This window comes from Rickettsia sp., assembly GCF_965035265.1.
This window is the reverse complement of record NZ_CBCDJS010000018.1, coordinates 1-16,893: the sequence shown is the minus strand read 5'-3', so window position 1 is coordinate 16,893 and position 16,893 is coordinate 1. Positions and strand designations below refer to the sequence as shown.

Sequence of the window (16,893 nt, the reverse complement as noted above, 5' to 3'; positions counted from 1 at the left end):
AATTAAACAAAATGGAAGTAAATGGAGTTTAGACAAACCATATTATGATGAATTTCTTGTTGAATTACCGAAATTAGTTCAAAAATTTGATCTATCTAAAATAATTACAAAAGTAGATTATCCAGGTAAACATGTATCCATATTTAATGCAGTAGGAGACCTAGCACCATATGCTCAGCTTGCTAAATGGGTCGAGAATGCCATTAATGACGAGCGGCAAGGTGAAAATGCAAATCACCAATGGAAAACTATAAAAGCAGTACTGGAAGAAGCTCAAAACAAAGGAATAGATTATTGTAGTTTAACAAGAGGCTGGGAAAATAATAAAGGTGCAGCACAAGGAGATCAGATACTGAAACTTCTAGAAAAAAATTTACAGGCGACAAAAAGCCATAAAATTAAATCAGAAATATTTAATCTCATATTAGAAGAAGCAAATAAAGGAGAATACGGTTTATACGCTATTCCGAGTAATTATAAAAATAATGAAAATGTAAAACATGCAGCTGCAAAACATCAGGAATTTGTTAATGATGAGCTTGAAACATTAACAATATGTTGGGCTACTATAGAGCCTACAGAAGACTTATTTGAAAATGAATCTTCTGATGAAGAATCAAATATTTCTTATAACGATTTCACTCCGCCGCCAGGAATGCCGAAAGAGTTGGATTTAAATAATCCTAATTCTGATCATTGGAATACTTTATTTAATCAAGCAACTGCCCTTGCTGATAAAGCTACCTCAACACCAGAGAACTTTCAAACATGGCTAAATAATTCCGGCTCAATATTAAATAATGCAGTATCAGGTGAACAACCTTCTACTAGTTCGAATACGGCTAACTCTAATAGAGTAGAGCTCAATGTTAAGGAAAGTATTAATGAAATTAATAAGTTAATACAAAATTATAAAATAGTAATAAGCGAAGAATATATAAATAGAGTCCTAGAAACCGGAGATGCAGAGACAATAGATCAAGCTTTAAATAAACCGGATGCTATTAAACAAGCACTTCTCATAATAGCAGAAAATCTTACGAAATCATTAGGTAGTCATTATGCTTCTTTGAATGGGTTTAATCAGTCTTTATTTGTAGAGTCGGATGAATTCCAAAATTTAGCACAATTAATAGAAGATATATCACCTATAGCATATAATGAAAGTAAAGCTCTAAAATATGAATATTGTAAAGTAATAGTAAAAGGAACAAGTAATCCATTACAAGTATTAGGCTCTATGTTTGCTGGAGAACCATTAAATCCATTAAAAGCAACAGCAGAAACATATATAAAATGGTATGAAGAAAACTTTTCTAGAAGTGAAAATTTTGAAACTATCGAAAATAATTTAAACAACCACGTAGTTGATTCTTTAGGCGATACTTTACAGGTTGACCTTGATTTAGATTAAGTTTTTACGTCTTAAATATCATAACTTCGCTTATTTCATGAGAGAAGTTATGATAGCTCGCCTTTATTTCTTAAAAAGAATTAATAATTTCTATACGCAAATCTTATATTTTATTGACAAAATTTTACTAATTCTATATATTTCGTTTTCCAAAATTGAAAACCCATATTTCATGGTTTTTAAGATTTAAATTTAATTAAAATAAGGATATATATTTGTGAAAGAGTCTTTGATTGAAAAATTAAAAAGATACTGTAGACCCACTAGGAATGACAGATTATTTGAGTATACTTATCGAAATTAAAAAGCTTGTTGAAGCTGATAATATTGATAATGCAGAATTAAAGAGAGGTTTATTGTCCTTAGAGCAGGTTTCAAAAGAAGTGAAAAATAATAACGAAGCTGCTACAAAAGCTAAAGAAATATTAGATTTACTAACTCAAGATTTACCGGCAACTAAAAGCGATCCATTAAAAACAGCAATATTTCACGTACTACTAAATGATTGTAGCGACTATTATAGAAATAATGAAGATGTTAAATGGCTTAAAGAAATTGACGTAAGATGGAGTAGTGTCTTACCTCTAGAATCAGGTGAAGAAGTATTTTTACAGCAAAATAAATCAATATCAAAATATTTTACGGAAGTTAATGAACAAGTTACATTAGAGCCAATAGAAATAGAGCTAACTCAAATATTAAAAATGTTGGGTGTTGTTGAAAATAATTCTGATATTAACGATTTTAGCGTATCATAACTTCCCTTGCTTCATAAGATAAGTTATGATACGCTAATTTATCTTATTTATAACTTAAGTTATTTTAGCGTGTCGCTATGGTTTGGAAATTGTACCAAATTTTCCTATGTCATTCCCGCGAAAGCGGGAATCCAGTTCTTAAAAAATACAAATATTATAAACGTAGATTATTTTATGTTTTTCTAGATTCCCGCTTTCGCGGGAATGACATAGAGGCAAAGAATAACACAGTGACCATCCTAATCCTGCTATTTCCCTTTTTCTTCTTTTCAAATTCGGCTATTGCCGATCCTGAAATAACTGAATCCTTTAAATGCTCTAAACTTTTCCCTTATTTTGAAAAAAAATTTAATATTCCCTCTAATACGCTACATTCAATAGCTTTAAAAGAATCCGGTAAAAAACATAAAACTCGTAAAATTAGAGTAGTATGGCCTTGGACTGTAAACGTCGAAGGGAAGGGCTATTATTTTAACAGCAAAAGAGAAGCCGTAAGTTTTGTTAGAATAGAGCTTATAAAAGGGCGAGAGAGTATTGATGTCGGATGTATGCAGATTAATTTAAGACACCATTTAGGGGCTTTTAATTCCCTTGAACAAGCATTTGATCCAAATAATAACGTTCATTACGGTGCAAAATTCTTGCGTTCAAAATATGATCAGCTAGGGAGCTGGCACAAAGCGATAGCACATTACCATTCAGCCACTCATTCTTTAGGGTTTAAATATAAGCAAGATGTAGTTAAAATAGCAAATAACATGGCACTTTATAAAGCATCCTTACATGGTTATCTAAATAATAATGAAGGGGTTTTAGAAGATAAAATTTCGGTAAATAATAACAAAGTTCAAAAAAAGTCACTTTTTAGTAGTAATAAAAGATACAGAAGTAGTATTATGATACCGATTCCTGCTAAAATTAATTAAATTTATGAATATTAAATTAATGACATGTTTTTTAATATTAGTAAGTATGGTAAAAGCAAATGCCGATTTTAACAATATTCAAGATAATTTTGAATATCAGGAAGAGCAGCTAACAATAAAATTACCTTGGAGTGATTGTACTGAAATTCATAAATTCTTAGAGGAAAAATTATCTTTTTCAAAACAACAAATAAAAAAAGAAAATAAAATTCACGAGAAATATAAGCAATTTTACTTAAAACATAATAATCCTACTAATTTTTCTATGCAATTTCTTGAGAAAAAATCTGAGACTAATGGAGTAGAAACTTTAATATCAGGTCTTTTTAAATTTTGTGAAGATAATTTTCAAACTAGCAAAAGCAAATCTAACTCTCTAAATTATTATATTAAAAAACAACAAGACCAATGGTTTAATGATATAAGAAATGAGAAATATAAAATATATTACAAAAAGAAATATGAGGATGGTATTTTTGTCTTTTCGCCAAGAAGAAATTAATATTTGTATTTTATATTATATAATAATATACAGGTTTATTTATGTTAAAGAAATTTATATTAGTATTGTTGTGTATAAGTAGTTATAAATCTCTAGGGGAATCTAATAATATAGAAAAAGAAAGAAATAGTAATCTTGTAGATTTTCAAGAAAATTTAAGTGATACAAATTCTGATATAGGAAAACCTTCAATTTTTATTAAGGATGAACAATTAAAAGAATATAAAGAACTTTATATTCTAAATAAAAAGCAGTGGGATTCAAAGCTTTTATCGCCTAATAAAAATACGAAGCCTATAGTTATCGGTATTCAGGATAATTTTGAAGAGCTACATAGAGTTAAAGGGGATGATATTCACACCGCAAGACAGAGAAAACTTATTCAAAATAGCTGGCTAAAAGATGATTCTTTTAATTATCAGCCAGTAAAAGATGGAAAAACTATAGGAATAGAAGACTTAATTAAGGACTTAAATTCTAAACAACAAATGAGAGAATTATATATTCAACAGATTAAAGCTAAAAAATCACCGAAATAGTGCAGTAGAGGGGATAAGTAACAGCTTATTTATAAAACATTCAGCTGATGATATAATAGATCGTTTGAGGATGGTTGATAAAAACTTTGATTCTATTTTAGAAATATCTGCAAAGTGCGGTTATCTTGCAAATTTACTAAAAACTACCTACAGAAATGCCGATATTACTGCAACCGATATGTCGCATTTATTGCTTGATTCTTTTGAGCATAATCACAAATTATTAATTGATGATGAAGATTTAGAATTTCCTCCGAATTCTTTTGATTTAATTGTTTATTCATTAGGATTACACTGGATAAACGATGTGCAGCGTTTTCTATCTAATATAAGAACATTTTTAAAGCCTGACGGTATTTTTATCGGTAATTTTGTCGGCGGAAATAGCTTAAAGAATTTACGAAAATCCTTAATAGATGCTGAAATAGCAAGCAATTTTAAACACTCCCCACATATCTCTCCTTTTATTCATTTTGACCATGTCCCAATACTATTATCACAAGCAGGATTTGCTGAAGTAATTGTTGATTATGAAAATATGAGCCTTAAATTTGATAATCCTTTAGCTTTAATGAGAGAAATAAAAAATATCGGTGAATCAAATTCACTGAATGCTAGTCATAATTACGCCATTTCTAAAAAGATGTTGTCTTTACTACAAAACTATACAAATAGTTTTGAAGATAATATTACTTTAATTAGTTTTATTGCGACGCCTGTTAAGAATAGTATAAGATTAAAGTTGTTATAGAGGTGATAGTGGTGTATTTTTAGCAGTATTACGTCATTGCGAGCTATTCATATGTCTTCTATGTCATTCCCGCGTAGGCGGGAATCCAGTAAAGCATATAAAAAAACAAGTTTTTTATATGCTTATTTTATCAAATATGTAGCTTCTGTAATATTGAAGTTATTTTTCTGGATCCCCGCTTTCGCGGGGATGACATATGAACGATGCAATGACGATCCAACAATTTATTAAGGTCAAACAAATATGCAAGAATTTGATTTAGTGGTAATAGGTAGCGGTCCGGCTGGTTATACAGGCAGTATTAGAGCAGCTCAACTAGGTATGAAAGTAGCGTGTATTGAGAAAAATGATACTCTTGGCGGTACTTGTTTAAATATCGGTTGTATACCGTCGAAAGCTTTACTTAATTCCTCCGAAAAATACGAAGAAGCTCTAAAGCATTTTGAGAGTATAGGTATTACTACAAATGTAAAATTAGACTTACAAAAAATGCTCGCTAATAAAGATAAAGTAGTTCTTGATCTTACAAAAGGTATAGAAAGCTTATTTGTTAAGAATAAGGTTACTAGAATAAAAGGTGAAGCTAAAATTATCGCGAGCAACATCGTTGAAGTAAATAATGAGCAAATTAAAGCTAAAAATATCTTAATTACTACAGGCTCTAGCGTCATAGAAATACCGAATATCAAAATAGATGAGGAGTTTATTGTTTCATCAACCGGTGCTTTGAAGCTTTCTAAAGTACCTGAAAACTTAATAGTAGTGGGCGGGGGATATATAGGTTTAGAACTCGGTTCAGTTTGGCGTCGTTTAGGAGCTAAAGTAACGGTTATTGAGTATGCCGAAAGCATTGTACCTATGCTTGATAAAGAGATTGCTACGCAATTTATGAAGTTACAGCAAAAGCAAGGGATAGAGTTAAAACTAAATACCAAAGTATTATCAGCAGAAGTAAAGTCAGGAAAAGTAAATCTGACAATAGAGGAGGGCGGTAAAAGCTTAGTAGTAACTAGTGATGTTGTTTTAATGGCAGTGGGCAGAAAAGCCTATACCCAAAACCTAGGGCTTGAGTCTGTCAGTATTGCTACGGACAAGCAAGGTAGAATTGAGATTAATGATCATTTCCAAACAACAGTTTCTAATATTTATGCAGTCGGTGACGTTGTAAAAGGGGCGATGCTTGCTCATAAAGCCGAAGAAGAGGCTGTAGCTGCTGTGGAAATTATGGCAGGGCAGGCAGGGCATGTTAACTATAACTTAATCCCAAGCGTGATATATACTTATCCTGAAGTAGCAAGCGTAGGTGAAACGGAAGAACAGCTAAAGGAAAAGGGTATTAATTATAAAGTAGGTAAGTTTCCATTTTTAGCAAATAGTAGGGCAAGAGCTATCGGTAGTACGGAAGGGATGGTTAAGATTCTTGCGGATAGTAAAACCGATAGGGTTTTAGGAGCACATATTATAGGAACTGATGCAGGTACATTAATTGCCGAGCTTACCGCTTATATGGAATTCGGAGCAGCAGCTGAAGATATAGCTCGAACCTGCCACGCCCACCCGACTTTAAGCGAAGCTATAAAAGAAGCGGCTCTTAGTGTAGATAAAAGAACTATTAATATGTAAATATTCAAATTGTCATGCCGTGGTCATGCCGGCGTTGTTGCATGGCTCGCAAAACCCACTCGATGTCATTCCCGCGTAGGCGGGAATCCAGCGTAAAGCGAGATAAATGGAGCTTTTAAAAAATATTTTAGATCAAGATTTTATTCAAATAAAGCTTTTTAAAGGCTTTAAAGTACTGGATTCCCGCCTACGCGGGAATGACATAAACGAGCCATGCAACAAGCTGGGTCAAGCCACGGTATGACAATGATATGACCAAACAAGCACTACGTCTTTATTTCAAAGATTTTTTAATTAAAAACCAAGATAAGATTAATTCCGATTTAGTAAGAAGCTCCTTAATAAATAAAATTAGTCGGTTATTAAAACAGTTAAAAATACAAACCGTTGGTCTCTATTATCCTCTAAAATACGAAATTAATTTACTTGAAATAACAAACTTACATCCTGAAATAAAATTTTTCCTACCAAAAGTTATACAGCTAAATTCAGAAAGCTTCAGACAAGATGAATTTAAGAGTAAGCTTGCGGAGCGTACAAAAGTACGCGAGCATAGGCTTAACTCTAAAAATTTGCTTGTATCAAGCTTTCTGAATGACGCTGTAGCAGATGAAATCAAATATTGTTCATATAAATCCAATGATGAACTGGTGCTAGGTGATTTTAAAACCTATGAGCCTATAAATAATAATTTTTATAAACCGGAATTGATTATTATTCCAGGACTTGCGTTTAGTAAGGACGGTTATAGACTTTGATACGGCAAAGGACATTTTGATCGATATTTAAATAATAACCGAGATATATTAACCGTCGGAGTTTGTTTAAAAGAACAATTAATAGATAATTTTCCGATTGAATCGCATGATCGTAAGCTTAATTTTATGATTTCAGTATCAGCATAATTCAGAAAGCTTGATACAAGCGAATTTTGCAGGATTCGCCTGTGCTCACGTATTTTTAACGGCTTTCGCAGGCTCACCTTTAAATTCATCTTGTCTGAAACTTTCTGAATTATGCTGTGCGGTTTTCTTAACTTTTTTATTGAATAAACATATAATATTTGCATAATATTATTCTGATAATCAGACAAAAATAAGCTTCAAAACGAGTTAAAAGCTGGTAAGATATGGTTGATATAATAAAGAGAATTGTCGTATTGAGCGGTGTACCTTTTGTTTTTTTGCACAAGCAGTTGGAGATTGGCTAGAAACAGGACAAGTATCCGGCGATACTCAGACTGGAAATATCTGCTTTCAGTTAGCATTGGTAGGGATAGGGACACTTATCATCGATCAAGCATTCAGTAACTTGCCTGATGATATATACAACGAATATGTCAAAGTAGTACAAGATAGTGAAATACAAGTTACGTTAGTGGGCTAATTTTTTTCTATTTATATTAGGTTCTGTGAAGATTTCTAAAAAGATTTAATTTTGGCTCTTTTTTGCTGCAAATTATAAGATTTTTTTGAAATATGAATAACTATTCCAGCAAAAATCTTATTAATTTTCGCTAAAAAATATCTCAAAATAGAAGATCAATTAGAAATCTTCACAGAACCTAGGCTACAAGTTATTTAATTTGTAGCTTTTTTCATATAAGTTATTGCACAAACTTATTATTTCATCTTTATATTTTTGTTTGTGTAAATATTTGCTTTTTAAATTTAGATTTTTAAAATCTTTATCTGTTAATGGCAGATATTTACAAATTTTCATTAAATCTTCGTCTAAAATAAAATGTTTTCTAGGAATATTTAAAGCTTGAGTATTCTCTTCACGATAAGCTGCAAGTATTTGAATTTTACGGTTAAAGCTCTCATCATCACTTCTATATTTTATTTTTCTCCAAGCATCTTTCGGTTCAACCTTATAATTTCTAATGTCTAGCAAAGAGCTAAGAGTAGTTTGATATTTATTAGTTAAATTATTTCTAATAATTATACTATTTAGCTCTTTATATATCTTATATAAATATTCTACGTCTAACATAGCATAATTTAACATATCACTAGTGATAGGGCGTTTTAGCCAGTTAGATTTTTGATGAGTTTTATCAATAGTAATACCACAGAGCTTATAACAAAGATCATCATAGCTTAGCTGTTTACCGAATCCGCAAATATTTGCGGCAGTCTGTATGTCAAAAACATTAGAAGGTAGTGTTTTAAACAAATTATAGAAAATCTCTAAATCTTCACGAGGAGCATGGAATATTTTAATAATATTATTATCTGCAAGCAGCTTATTAAAAATATTTAGATCCAAGTTACTTAGCACATCAATTATTCCGCAATAACTTTCTGCTTTAACTTGAATTATACTAAGCTGAGCATAATAGGTATAGCGACGCTCAAATTCCGTATCTATGCTTAAGCATGTCTTACTTGCTAACCGGTTACAAAATTCTTCTAATGTTTTTTGATTATCGATAATTTGCATAGAAGCGATTTTATAAAGCTCCGATAATTTTTAAGAAAAGATTAGTATGAGATAAAGATAAAACCACTTCAAGACCTATTAAAATAATAATGATCCACTCAAGTTTGGTAGAATGCTTATAATTAAGATCGTTTGAAAGAATGTCTAAAAGCTCGTGAATCATATTAAGACGATGATTCATTATATTTTGCCGTATTTCTATGTCTTGAAATTCTGCCGTCATGAGATATAGAGGTTCATAGCTCGGACGACGCCAAAAGAATTCCGGAGTATCAAATATATCGCTATGCAAGCTAATAGAATAACGTTCGGTGAATAATATACCTATTTGTTGTAATATCTCCTTTTTAGAAAGTGAGACACTACCGGTTCTAGCTAGTTCCTGCTGTATAGGAGTTGTCTGAACAATCAAATTACTAACGGATTGCTCAAGAACACTAAGTTTAACCGATTGTGCAAGAGCATGAGAAATAGAGAGTTTAACAAAAACCGATTTATCAGCTAAGATTATTTTATTTTTTTCTTCATCAATAAAGGTTTTTTCGACTTCCGTATTATATTCAAAATAAATATAATCGGACACCGGCTCTTTAAGCTTGTTCACAGTTACTAAATCAGTATCGCTTAAAACTATTTTTTCTTGAATTTCATCGCCGCCCCAAATGGTTACGCAGCCAAACGGAAAGAAAAATATCTCTATAAAATCAGAATCTTTATTTATTTCTTTCCGAATATATAAAACATCGTCAAAATGCTGAGGTTCAAGACCGATCTTTTTTAAATTAGTAATTAGATCACTCATCTTATATTCAGAAGAAGTACAGTAAGATGAACATCTCATGATTTATTTTTAAGTTTAATTTATATAAATTTAGAGTATAGTAGTTAGCAGCGTATAAAGTCAATCATTATAATTATGTACGAAATATTGAATAATAGAACAGTTATTAAAATAGTAGGCGGGGACTCGATAAAATTTTTACAAAATCTTGTTACTAATGATATTTGTAAGAGCAGCTACTGTTATACCTATTTACTTAATAATCAAGGAAAATATCTATTTGATTTTTTTGTGTATGTCCATAATCTTGAGGAAATTTACCTTGATATTGATAAAAGTAATAAAATTGCTTTGCTAGATCATTTAAATTTCTATAAATTTCGTTCCAAAATACAAATAATAGATTGTAGTGAAGAATATAAAATTGTTTATTCGCATCAAAAATTAGATATAGATACGTTAATTACGGTTCGTGATCCGAGATATAAGTTATTGGGTTTTCGTTCAATAAATGAACTGGGTGTCATACCGCGGCTTGACTGCGGTATCCAGAAAACAATTAAACAAGATCAGATCCCGCGATCAAGTCGCGGGATGACAGGAACGGAATCGACCCATGCCACAACATCTCCCCGCGAAAGCGGGAATCCAGATTCTTTTAATAAAAAATTATACCTAGAAGACAAATATAATTTTGCAATAATAGATGGTGTAGAAGATTTAACTTTTGATAAATCTATTCCAGTTTTATACGGCTGCGAAGAATTAAACGGCGTTAGTTATGATAAAGGTTGTTATGTTGGTCAGGAAGTTATTTCAAGAGCTAAATATCAAGGTGTTATAAGAAGAAAGATATATAAAATTACGTCGGATGAAGATTTATCCTCATTAGTTAAAGATGAAGAAATACTCGCAGATAACGATAAAATCGGCGTAATATGCTCAAGTTATCACAATAAAGCAATCGCTTTAATTAGAGAAGAGAAATATCTCGCTTGTAAAGAAGCTGATATTATTGTTAAAGGAATTAAAATAAATTTATCTCTTGCTCCATGGTATTAAACAATAGTTTATTTTTTAATAATTTGCTTGACATTCATTAGGTTTTCATGTATTATGGTATTTTTATGAAAAATAAATATTGGAGCTTTTATGTATACGCCTTTTCAATTGTTAAATTCAGGAAATATACAAAACATACAACAAATACCGATTATATTAAACGGAACTAATGTTAATGATGTTAACAATAACCTTAATATTTTTGAAACTCTTTGTAATTTAATACCTCAACAACAGGATAAGAATGTTAAAAGTATTTTAGAAAATACTGTAGTACAGCTATTAGAAAGAATGATTTCTATCCCTGAAACTAATTGGGATAAGAAAGATGGTAATGGTAATGGTAATACTATATTTGAATGGGGAGTATGGAGTAATAGCCCTAAGGTGATGGATGTATTTCATAATAATCCTCAAATAATGAATGAATTTGTTTCAGCTGAAAAAGCTCAAATTCATAATTTTTTCCGTGTTGCTATGGAGCCACATATCTCTGATGATTTCCGTAAAGACCAAATCGAAAAATTAAAGCCGTTAGGTTTATATATTAATGAGCTTGGTCAAGATAATCATACTGTTTTATATTCTGCAATACATATTTAAATAAATATCAGCTTATTGCTAATAATCCGAGCAATCAAAATATAAGTTTATTTCAAACTCAAATGGATAAATATTATAAAATAATTGAGAATCTAGTTAAATTTGGTGCCAATCCCTCGCTTGAAGCAAATAATATATTAAATTTATTAGCTACCGGTACTTTACAAATACAAAATACAATATCTAAAATGTCCGATAATGGTCATAAATATTTAGCTCAAGCAGGTTTTAAAACTTTAATAATAAATGTAAAGGAGTTAGTAGAAAAAACATTAGAAAATTGTAACCTTGAAAATTCTACCGGCGGTAATAATATGGTTGCTACGCTTGGTAATATAATATGGTCTATTAAACAAAATATTTTAAAAGCATCCGGTCAAGAAAAAACATTGTTAATCAACAATTTTAAAGAGATAAAATCTTTAGCTGAACCCATAATAGAAAAAATAGTAAAACAGCAAGGATTTAATCCTAACATTATGGATCAATTGAATTCTAATGCTATAGCATGGCTCGGTGAATTAGGAGCTGATTTCTTAGAAAAATGTATAAAAAATATGCAAACAAAACCTGATGTAAATATCTACGATGCTACAGGTAGAACTCCGCTTGATTGGTATAGCGATTATAATGCTTCTCAGGTAGTAGAAACTTTAATCAAAAACGGTGCTAATGTAAACTCTCAATGTAGACAAGACGCAGCAACACCTACTCATAGGCTATTTTTAAATAATTCAAAAGTTAATGCCGATAAGCCAAAACTTCAAGCTCTAGAAGTTTTATTAAATAAGGATAACAAGCCACCGTTTGATCCAAGTATCAAGATGGTGGGTGATAAAACTGCTACAGATGTATTAGAAGAGAGAAAAGCAGCAATAGTTGACTATGATGCTTGTCATACTACACTTGATGAGTACACAACTTGGTATAATGATTACTCTGTAGCATCATTAGGTCAAGCAGTAGAAGAGTTTAATCTTTATGAATAAGAGATAGTTTGCCTCAATTTATTCCTAGCTAAAAGCAGTATTGTTGCATGGCTCGTTTATGTCATTCCCGCGAAAGCGGGAATCCAGCATAAAGCGAGATAAATTGAGCTTTAAAAAAATTTTGAAGTACTGGATTCCCGCTTTCGCGGGAATGACACAGAATCTTATGACGCCCATATGCATTCGCAGGAATAACATACTTTTTTAACTCCATAAAAATATTGTTTGTTTCTTTTTTTATCTTTATTATTATTTGCATAGAAAATCCCTATAACTTAATCCTATGCCAAATATAGACCTCCTCATTTTTACTAGCTTTTTAGCGATTAATTTGTTAGTTGGACTTTTAAATATCAAGGGTATACATAATATTCGTGAATATGCGATAGGGAAAAGGAATTTTTCTACAGGTACGATAGTTGCAACTCTTATTGCTACTTGGGTCGGTACTAGTACTTTTTTAATCGATAATTCAAGAATATATACGGATGGATTATTTTACTTATTACCTAGTATATTCGGTAGTGTCGTTAGTTGGTTATTAATCAGTTACTTTATAGCTCCTCGTTTTGAGAATTTTTTGGGTAGCTTATCGGCAGCGGAAATAATAGGGGAGGCGTACGGTAACAAAGTTCGTATTCTTACGTCGGTAGTTAGCATATTAATGTCTATAGGTAGGATTGCCATGCAATTCCACATAGCAAGTTTAATATTACAGCTATTCTTTAATATTTCAAATTTTTACATAGATTTATGTATAGCTACAGTAATAATAAGCTATTCAGCTTTTGGCGGTGTAAAATCGGTTACTTTTACCGAAGCCGTACAGTTTTTTACCTATAGTGCCGTTATTCCGGTAATAGGAATTATCGTATGGAATGTTTTTAGCGACCCACATATAACTATAGACTCAAATGTACAAACTCGTCTGACTGATTTACAAGGATTATTTCACTATACTAGCCCTAAATTTTGGATTTCTTTAAATATTTTTATATATTTTGCGATTCCGTCGCTTGGTCCTTCAATCTTTCAAAGAATATTGATGGCAAAAGATACAAAGCAAATATCACGAACATTTTTTATTTCAGCAATTATTTGTCTTTGTTTGTCTATATTATTCATTTGGATTGCAATATTATTACTGTCTCAAGATCCAGTAGTTGACAATAATGAATTGTTTTTACGGATTATTAAAAGTTATATAGGATTTAAAGGGTTAATCGTCGGCGTTATTATGGCAATGATAATCTCAAGTACTAACTCTTATATTAACGTTGCAGCGGTAACTTTTACTAATGACATCATTAAAAAGGCTTCATTAAATTATAATTATGTAACGGCAATTACTATAGGTTTAATAGGTTTTATTATATCGCTTTATACGAAAGATTTAATAAATCTATTTCTATTATTAACTAGTATCTATTTGCCGCTAATCACTTTGCCGTTGATTTTGTTAATATACGGTTTTAAATCAACTGCTAGAAGTTTTTTTATCGGCAGCATTGCTGCAATATTAACTATTATATTGTGGCAGATATTTTCTTTAAGAGCGGTTCTAGGTATTTATCCGATATTACCCACAACTATCCTAAATTTACTCTTTTTCCTTGGAAGCCATTATATTTTAAAGCAACCCGGAGGGTTTAGTTCTTTAAAAGAACCGCTAGCCGTTAAAATAATCAAGCAAGAGAGAAAAAGAAAATTTTTAATCTTACTTCGTGATCTTAAGAATTTTAACATCTTTAAATATTGGAAAAGTACCCTACCTAGTAAGGAAATTACCTATAGTTATATCGGTATATTTATTTTAATATCGATGTTCTCATCTTTATATACCACACCTGGTAGCAGAATAATGAACCATTTGCAGATATATAATATTATTTACCATACCACACTTATAACTGCTGCAATATTAATCACTTATCCTTTGTGGTCTTTAAAATTTAAAAAGAATTATATTATATCTTTATCTTGGTTTGTTGCTACTTTCGTTATATTAATATTTTTTGGTAGTTTACTTGTTATATCAAGCAATTTCTATCAATTACAACTGATGAGTTCTATAATTAACTTACTTATAATTGCAACGCTATTCAGGTGGCAAGCTACTTTACTTATGACGGTTACGGGCGTCTTTGCTATTATAGAGTTTTATAAATATTTTATGGATGAGAAATTATTAGTTAGTATAAACAGTTTTCAGTTTAAAGTAGTATATTTCTTAACCTTATTTAGTAGCCTTTTAATAGTATTCTTAAAACCAAGACAGGAGCAAGAGAGATTAGTTAATCTAAAAAACACCCATTTAGGTAATAGAGTTAATTATAGAGAGCAAGAGTTAGAGAAATTACTCGATTTAAAGCACGAATTTTTGCGTAATATAAACCATGAAATCAATACGCCGCTAACCGGTATTATTAGCCTTGGTGAAACCTTATGGGGTAATTATGATAAATTTAATGAAGATCAACGTCGCAATGCCGTAGAGATTATAGCTAAAAGCTCTATTAGATTAAATAGCTTGATAAATAATATTCTAGATTTTTCAAAATTATCCAGTCTTAATTATAAACTAAATAAAGAAAATATAAATTTAAGTGAATTATTACACGAAAGAATTCAAATATGTAAGAAGCTATATCTAAACGGCAAAACTTTAAATTTTGTATCTGATATTGAAGAGAATATAATATTTAACTGTGATCCTCATTATATTAAACACACATTCGATAATTTAATAATAAATGCTATTCACTATTGTAGTGAGGGGATAATAAAAATTGTTCTACATACCCAAGAAGATAATATCTTGTTTAGTATAAAAGACGATGGAATAGGAGTGCCAAAAGAAGAATTGCGAAGTATATTCGGCGTATTTGTTGTAAGCTCTAAAACACGTACACCGGCAGGAGGTAGAGGAGTAGGGCTTGCATTATGTAAGAAAGTAATAGAACTACACGCTGGAAAAATTTGGGCAGAAAACGATAAGCAAGGGAAGACTACTTTTATTTTTACGATGCCTTTATGATTTACTAACTCGTCATTGCAAGCGACCTTTGGTCACGTGGCAATCTAGAAAAATAATAAAAAAAATTCTGTAAATCAGAATTTTTTTACTGGATTGCTTCGTCGCAACTTGCAGTTTCTTCTCGCAATGACGGAAAAATCGGTTCACGCAACAAGGTCTACAAATTGACAATATAACATATGTTATGAAAAAATTATTTTTAATAAACAACAAGATCTTGTATCAATTATAGCCCCGGCGTCAGGCTGCCCGGATGCCCGGGATAAATTAAAGGAAGCTATTAAAATGCTAGCTTTGCATGGTTTTAAAACTTTAGTAGATGATAAGATTTTCTTAAGGGATGAATTACCTTTTTTCGCTGCTCCTAAAGAGGAAAGGCTGAGAATGTTTAAAGAAGCCCTGGAAAATGAACAGGTTAAAATAATTTGGGCTTTTCGTGGCGGATATGGTTGTGGTGAGTTTGTAGAAGATTGTTTTAACTTAAACAAGAAAGGGGATAAAATTCTGATAGGCTATAGCGATATTACCGTTTTACATTTATTACTAAATAACCATTATAATATCCCAACTATTCACGGTTCAGTACTAACCTCATTACTACCGCCTACTAATCAGACCATTACGCCTATAATAAATGTTCTTAAAGGAGAAAAGAGTGAAATACAACTTACACCTATAAATAAAATTAGTGAGGAAAATATAACAGGTAAAATAACAGGCGGCAATTTAACTGTTTTAACTAAATTGATCGGTACTAGTTTACGAATTCATTCTCATTCCTATGCTTCTTTATCTCATTCTTATACTTCTTTATGTCATCCCCGCGAAAGCGGGAATCCAGAAAAAATAATACTGGATCCCCGTTTTCACGGGGATGACAATAAAATACCTCAGTATAATAAGAAAATTCTACTGCTTGAAGATGTTAATGAAAAAGGCTATGCAGTACATCGTAATTTAGTTCATTTAAAAAGTGCAGGCATATTTGACGGTATAGAAGCAATAATTTTCGGTGATTTTACCAAGGGGGATGAGGTTGTAGAACAAGCTATAGAAAGTTTTTGTTTAAAGCATATCCCAAATATAGAAACTTATAAAGCCGTAGGAATAGGGCATGGAGAGGTAAACCATCCGGTTATTATGAATCATGAAGTAATTATAAGCAGGAATATTTTAAGTTTTACTAGCCCTTTTGAAATAATAGAAAGCAAATGACAAATTCTATCAGAATAGGTACAAGAAAAAGTCCGCTTGCTTTAATTCAAACTAATTTAGTAATAGAGCAAATCAGGCAATACTTCCCTAATATTAACTGTGAAATAGTGCCAATTATTACTAGCGGCGATTTAATCCAAAATAAACCTTTATACGATATAGGCGGTAAAGCTTTATTTTTAAAGGAAATAGAACAAGCCTTGCTTGATAAAAAAATTGACTTAGCGGTTCATTCTTTAAAAGACGTA

Annotated in this window: 15 protein-coding genes and 3 pseudogenes; 15 read left to right on the top strand and 3 right to left on the bottom strand. The window is 31.1% G+C overall.

Annotation, left to right across the window (positions count from 1 at the left end; all coding sequences use genetic code 11):
• The 8 genes and pseudogenes from AC1Z7D_RS02260 to AC1Z7D_RS02225 all read left to right on the top strand — a co-directional run.
• On the top strand, positions 1-1,414 hold a 1,414-nt coding region (locus AC1Z7D_RS02260), incomplete at its 5' end, for a hypothetical protein (RefSeq protein ID WP_482601551.1).
• Positions 1,415-1,695: 281 nt separating this feature from the next.
• Positions 1,696-2,172, top strand: a complete 477-nt coding sequence (locus AC1Z7D_RS02255; RefSeq protein WP_482601549.1) for a hypothetical protein — start codon at positions 1,696-1,698, stop codon at positions 2,170-2,172.
• Between the two features lie 77 nt (positions 2,173-2,249).
• Complete coding sequence (locus AC1Z7D_RS02250; protein WP_482601547.1) at positions 2,250-3,098, top strand: lytic transglycosylase domain-containing protein; 849 nt, start codon at positions 2,250-2,252, stop codon at positions 3,096-3,098.
• 4 nt (positions 3,099-3,102) lie between these two features.
• Positions 3,103-3,600, top strand: a complete 498-nt coding sequence (locus AC1Z7D_RS02245; protein WP_482601545.1) for a DUF2532 domain-containing protein — start codon at positions 3,103-3,105, stop codon at positions 3,598-3,600.
• A gap of 41 nt (positions 3,601-3,641) precedes the next feature.
• Positions 3,642-4,139 carry a hypothetical protein gene (locus AC1Z7D_RS02240; RefSeq protein ID WP_482601543.1) on the top strand — a complete coding sequence of 166 codons (498 nt, stop codon included), beginning with the start codon at positions 3,642-3,644 and terminating at the stop codon, positions 4,137-4,139.
• A 31-nt stretch (positions 4,140-4,170) separates the two neighbouring features.
• Positions 4,171-4,890 carry a methyltransferase domain-containing protein gene (locus AC1Z7D_RS02235; RefSeq protein ID WP_482601559.1) on the top strand — a complete coding sequence of 240 codons (720 nt, stop codon included), beginning with the start codon at positions 4,171-4,173 and terminating at the stop codon, positions 4,888-4,890.
• 243 nt (positions 4,891-5,133) lie between these two features.
• Complete coding sequence (gene lpdA / locus AC1Z7D_RS02230; RefSeq protein WP_482601541.1) at positions 5,134-6,513, top strand: dihydrolipoyl dehydrogenase; 1,380 nt, start codon at positions 5,134-5,136, stop codon at positions 6,511-6,513.
• Positions 6,514-6,764: 251 nt separating this feature from the next.
• Positions 6,765-7,418: pseudogene (locus tag AC1Z7D_RS02225) on the top strand (5-formyltetrahydrofolate cyclo-ligase).
• Here AC1Z7D_RS02225 and AC1Z7D_RS02220 read toward each other — a convergent pair.
• Positions 7,412-7,535 (bottom strand): annotated as a pseudogene (locus AC1Z7D_RS02220) (palindromic element RPE3 domain-containing protein); the annotation flags it as partial. The pseudogenes AC1Z7D_RS02225 and AC1Z7D_RS02220 sit on opposite strands and share 7 nt — an antisense overlap.
• Positions 7,536-7,671: 136 nt before the next feature.
• Here AC1Z7D_RS02220 and AC1Z7D_RS02215 point away from each other — a divergent pair.
• Complete coding sequence (locus tag AC1Z7D_RS02215; RefSeq protein ID WP_482601557.1) at positions 7,672-7,899, top strand: hypothetical protein; 228 nt, start codon at positions 7,672-7,674, stop codon at positions 7,897-7,899.
• A 183-nt stretch (positions 7,900-8,082) separates the two neighbouring features.
• Here the strand turns inward: AC1Z7D_RS02215 and AC1Z7D_RS02210 are convergent, their stop codons facing one another.
• Both AC1Z7D_RS02210 and AC1Z7D_RS02205 read right to left on the bottom strand, forming a co-directional pair.
• Positions 8,083-8,958 carry a ribonuclease D gene (locus AC1Z7D_RS02210; protein ID WP_482601539.1) on the bottom strand — a complete coding sequence of 292 codons (876 nt, stop codon included), beginning with the start codon at positions 8,956-8,958 and terminating at the stop codon, positions 8,083-8,085.
• Between the two features lie 10 nt (positions 8,959-8,968).
• The gene (locus AC1Z7D_RS02205) at positions 8,969-9,760 is read right to left on the bottom strand and encodes an RMD1 family protein (protein ID WP_341786653.1); all 792 of its coding nucleotides are present in this window, start codon (positions 9,758-9,760) and stop codon (positions 8,969-8,971) included.
• A 114-nt stretch (positions 9,761-9,874) separates the two neighbouring features.
• Between AC1Z7D_RS02205 and ygfZ the strand changes: the two genes are divergently transcribed.
• The 6 genes and pseudogenes from ygfZ to AC1Z7D_RS02175 all read left to right on the top strand — a co-directional run.
• On the top strand, positions 9,875-10,801 hold the full coding sequence (ygfZ, locus tag AC1Z7D_RS02200; RefSeq protein ID WP_482601536.1) for a CAF17-like 4Fe-4S cluster assembly/insertion protein YgfZ: 927 nt from the start codon (positions 9,875-9,877) through the stop codon (positions 10,799-10,801).
• Positions 10,802-11,092: 291 nt separating this feature from the next.
• Positions 11,093-11,404, top strand: a complete 312-nt coding sequence (locus AC1Z7D_RS02195; RefSeq protein ID WP_482601555.1) for a hypothetical protein — start codon at positions 11,093-11,095, stop codon at positions 11,402-11,404.
• Positions 11,405-11,466: 62 nt separating this feature from the next.
• Entirely contained in the window at positions 11,467-12,393 is a 927-nt protein-coding gene (locus AC1Z7D_RS02190) for a hypothetical protein (protein ID WP_482601535.1), read from the top strand.
• A gap of 283 nt (positions 12,394-12,676) precedes the next feature.
• Positions 12,677-15,430 (top strand): sodium:solute symporter family transporter, encoded by a 2,754-nt coding sequence (locus tag AC1Z7D_RS02185; protein ID WP_482601534.1) that lies wholly within the window; start codon positions 12,677-12,679, stop codon positions 15,428-15,430.
• A gap of 177 nt (positions 15,431-15,607) precedes the next feature.
• Positions 15,608-16,645, top strand: coding sequence for an LD-carboxypeptidase (locus tag AC1Z7D_RS02180; protein WP_482601553.1), 1,038 nt, complete (start codon positions 15,608-15,610; stop codon positions 16,643-16,645).
• Positions 16,642-16,893 (top strand): annotated as a pseudogene (locus tag AC1Z7D_RS02175) (hydroxymethylbilane synthase); the annotation flags it as partial. The gene AC1Z7D_RS02180 and the pseudogene AC1Z7D_RS02175, both read left to right, overlap by 4 nt.

Coding starts and splice junctions, on each gene's coding strand:
- AC1Z7D_RS02250 (WP_482601547.1), top strand. CDS start 2,250: ATGGTTTGGAAATTGTACCAAATTTTCCTATGTCATTCCCGCGAAAGC.
- AC1Z7D_RS02245 (WP_482601545.1), top strand. CDS start 3,103: ATGAATATTAAATTAATGACATGTTTTTTAATATTAGTAAGTATGGTA.
- AC1Z7D_RS02240 (WP_482601543.1), top strand. CDS start 3,642: ATGTTAAAGAAATTTATATTAGTATTGTTGTGTATAAGTAGTTATAAA.
- lpdA (WP_482601541.1), top strand. CDS start 5,134: ATGCAAGAATTTGATTTAGTGGTAATAGGTAGCGGTCCGGCTGGTTAT.
- AC1Z7D_RS02210 (WP_482601539.1), bottom strand. CDS start 8,958: ATGCAAATTATCGATAATCAAAAAACATTAGAAGAATTTTGTAACCGG.
- AC1Z7D_RS02205 (WP_341786653.1), bottom strand. CDS start 9,760: ATGAGTGATCTAATTACTAATTTAAAAAAGATCGGTCTTGAACCTCAG.
- ygfZ (WP_482601536.1), top strand. CDS start 9,875: ATGTACGAAATATTGAATAATAGAACAGTTATTAAAATAGTAGGCGGG.
- AC1Z7D_RS02195 (WP_482601555.1), top strand. CDS start 11,093: ATGATTTCTATCCCTGAAACTAATTGGGATAAGAAAGATGGTAATGGT.
- AC1Z7D_RS02190 (WP_482601535.1), top strand. CDS start 11,467: ATGGATAAATATTATAAAATAATTGAGAATCTAGTTAAATTTGGTGCC.
- AC1Z7D_RS02185 (WP_482601534.1), top strand. CDS start 12,677: ATGCCAAATATAGACCTCCTCATTTTTACTAGCTTTTTAGCGATTAAT.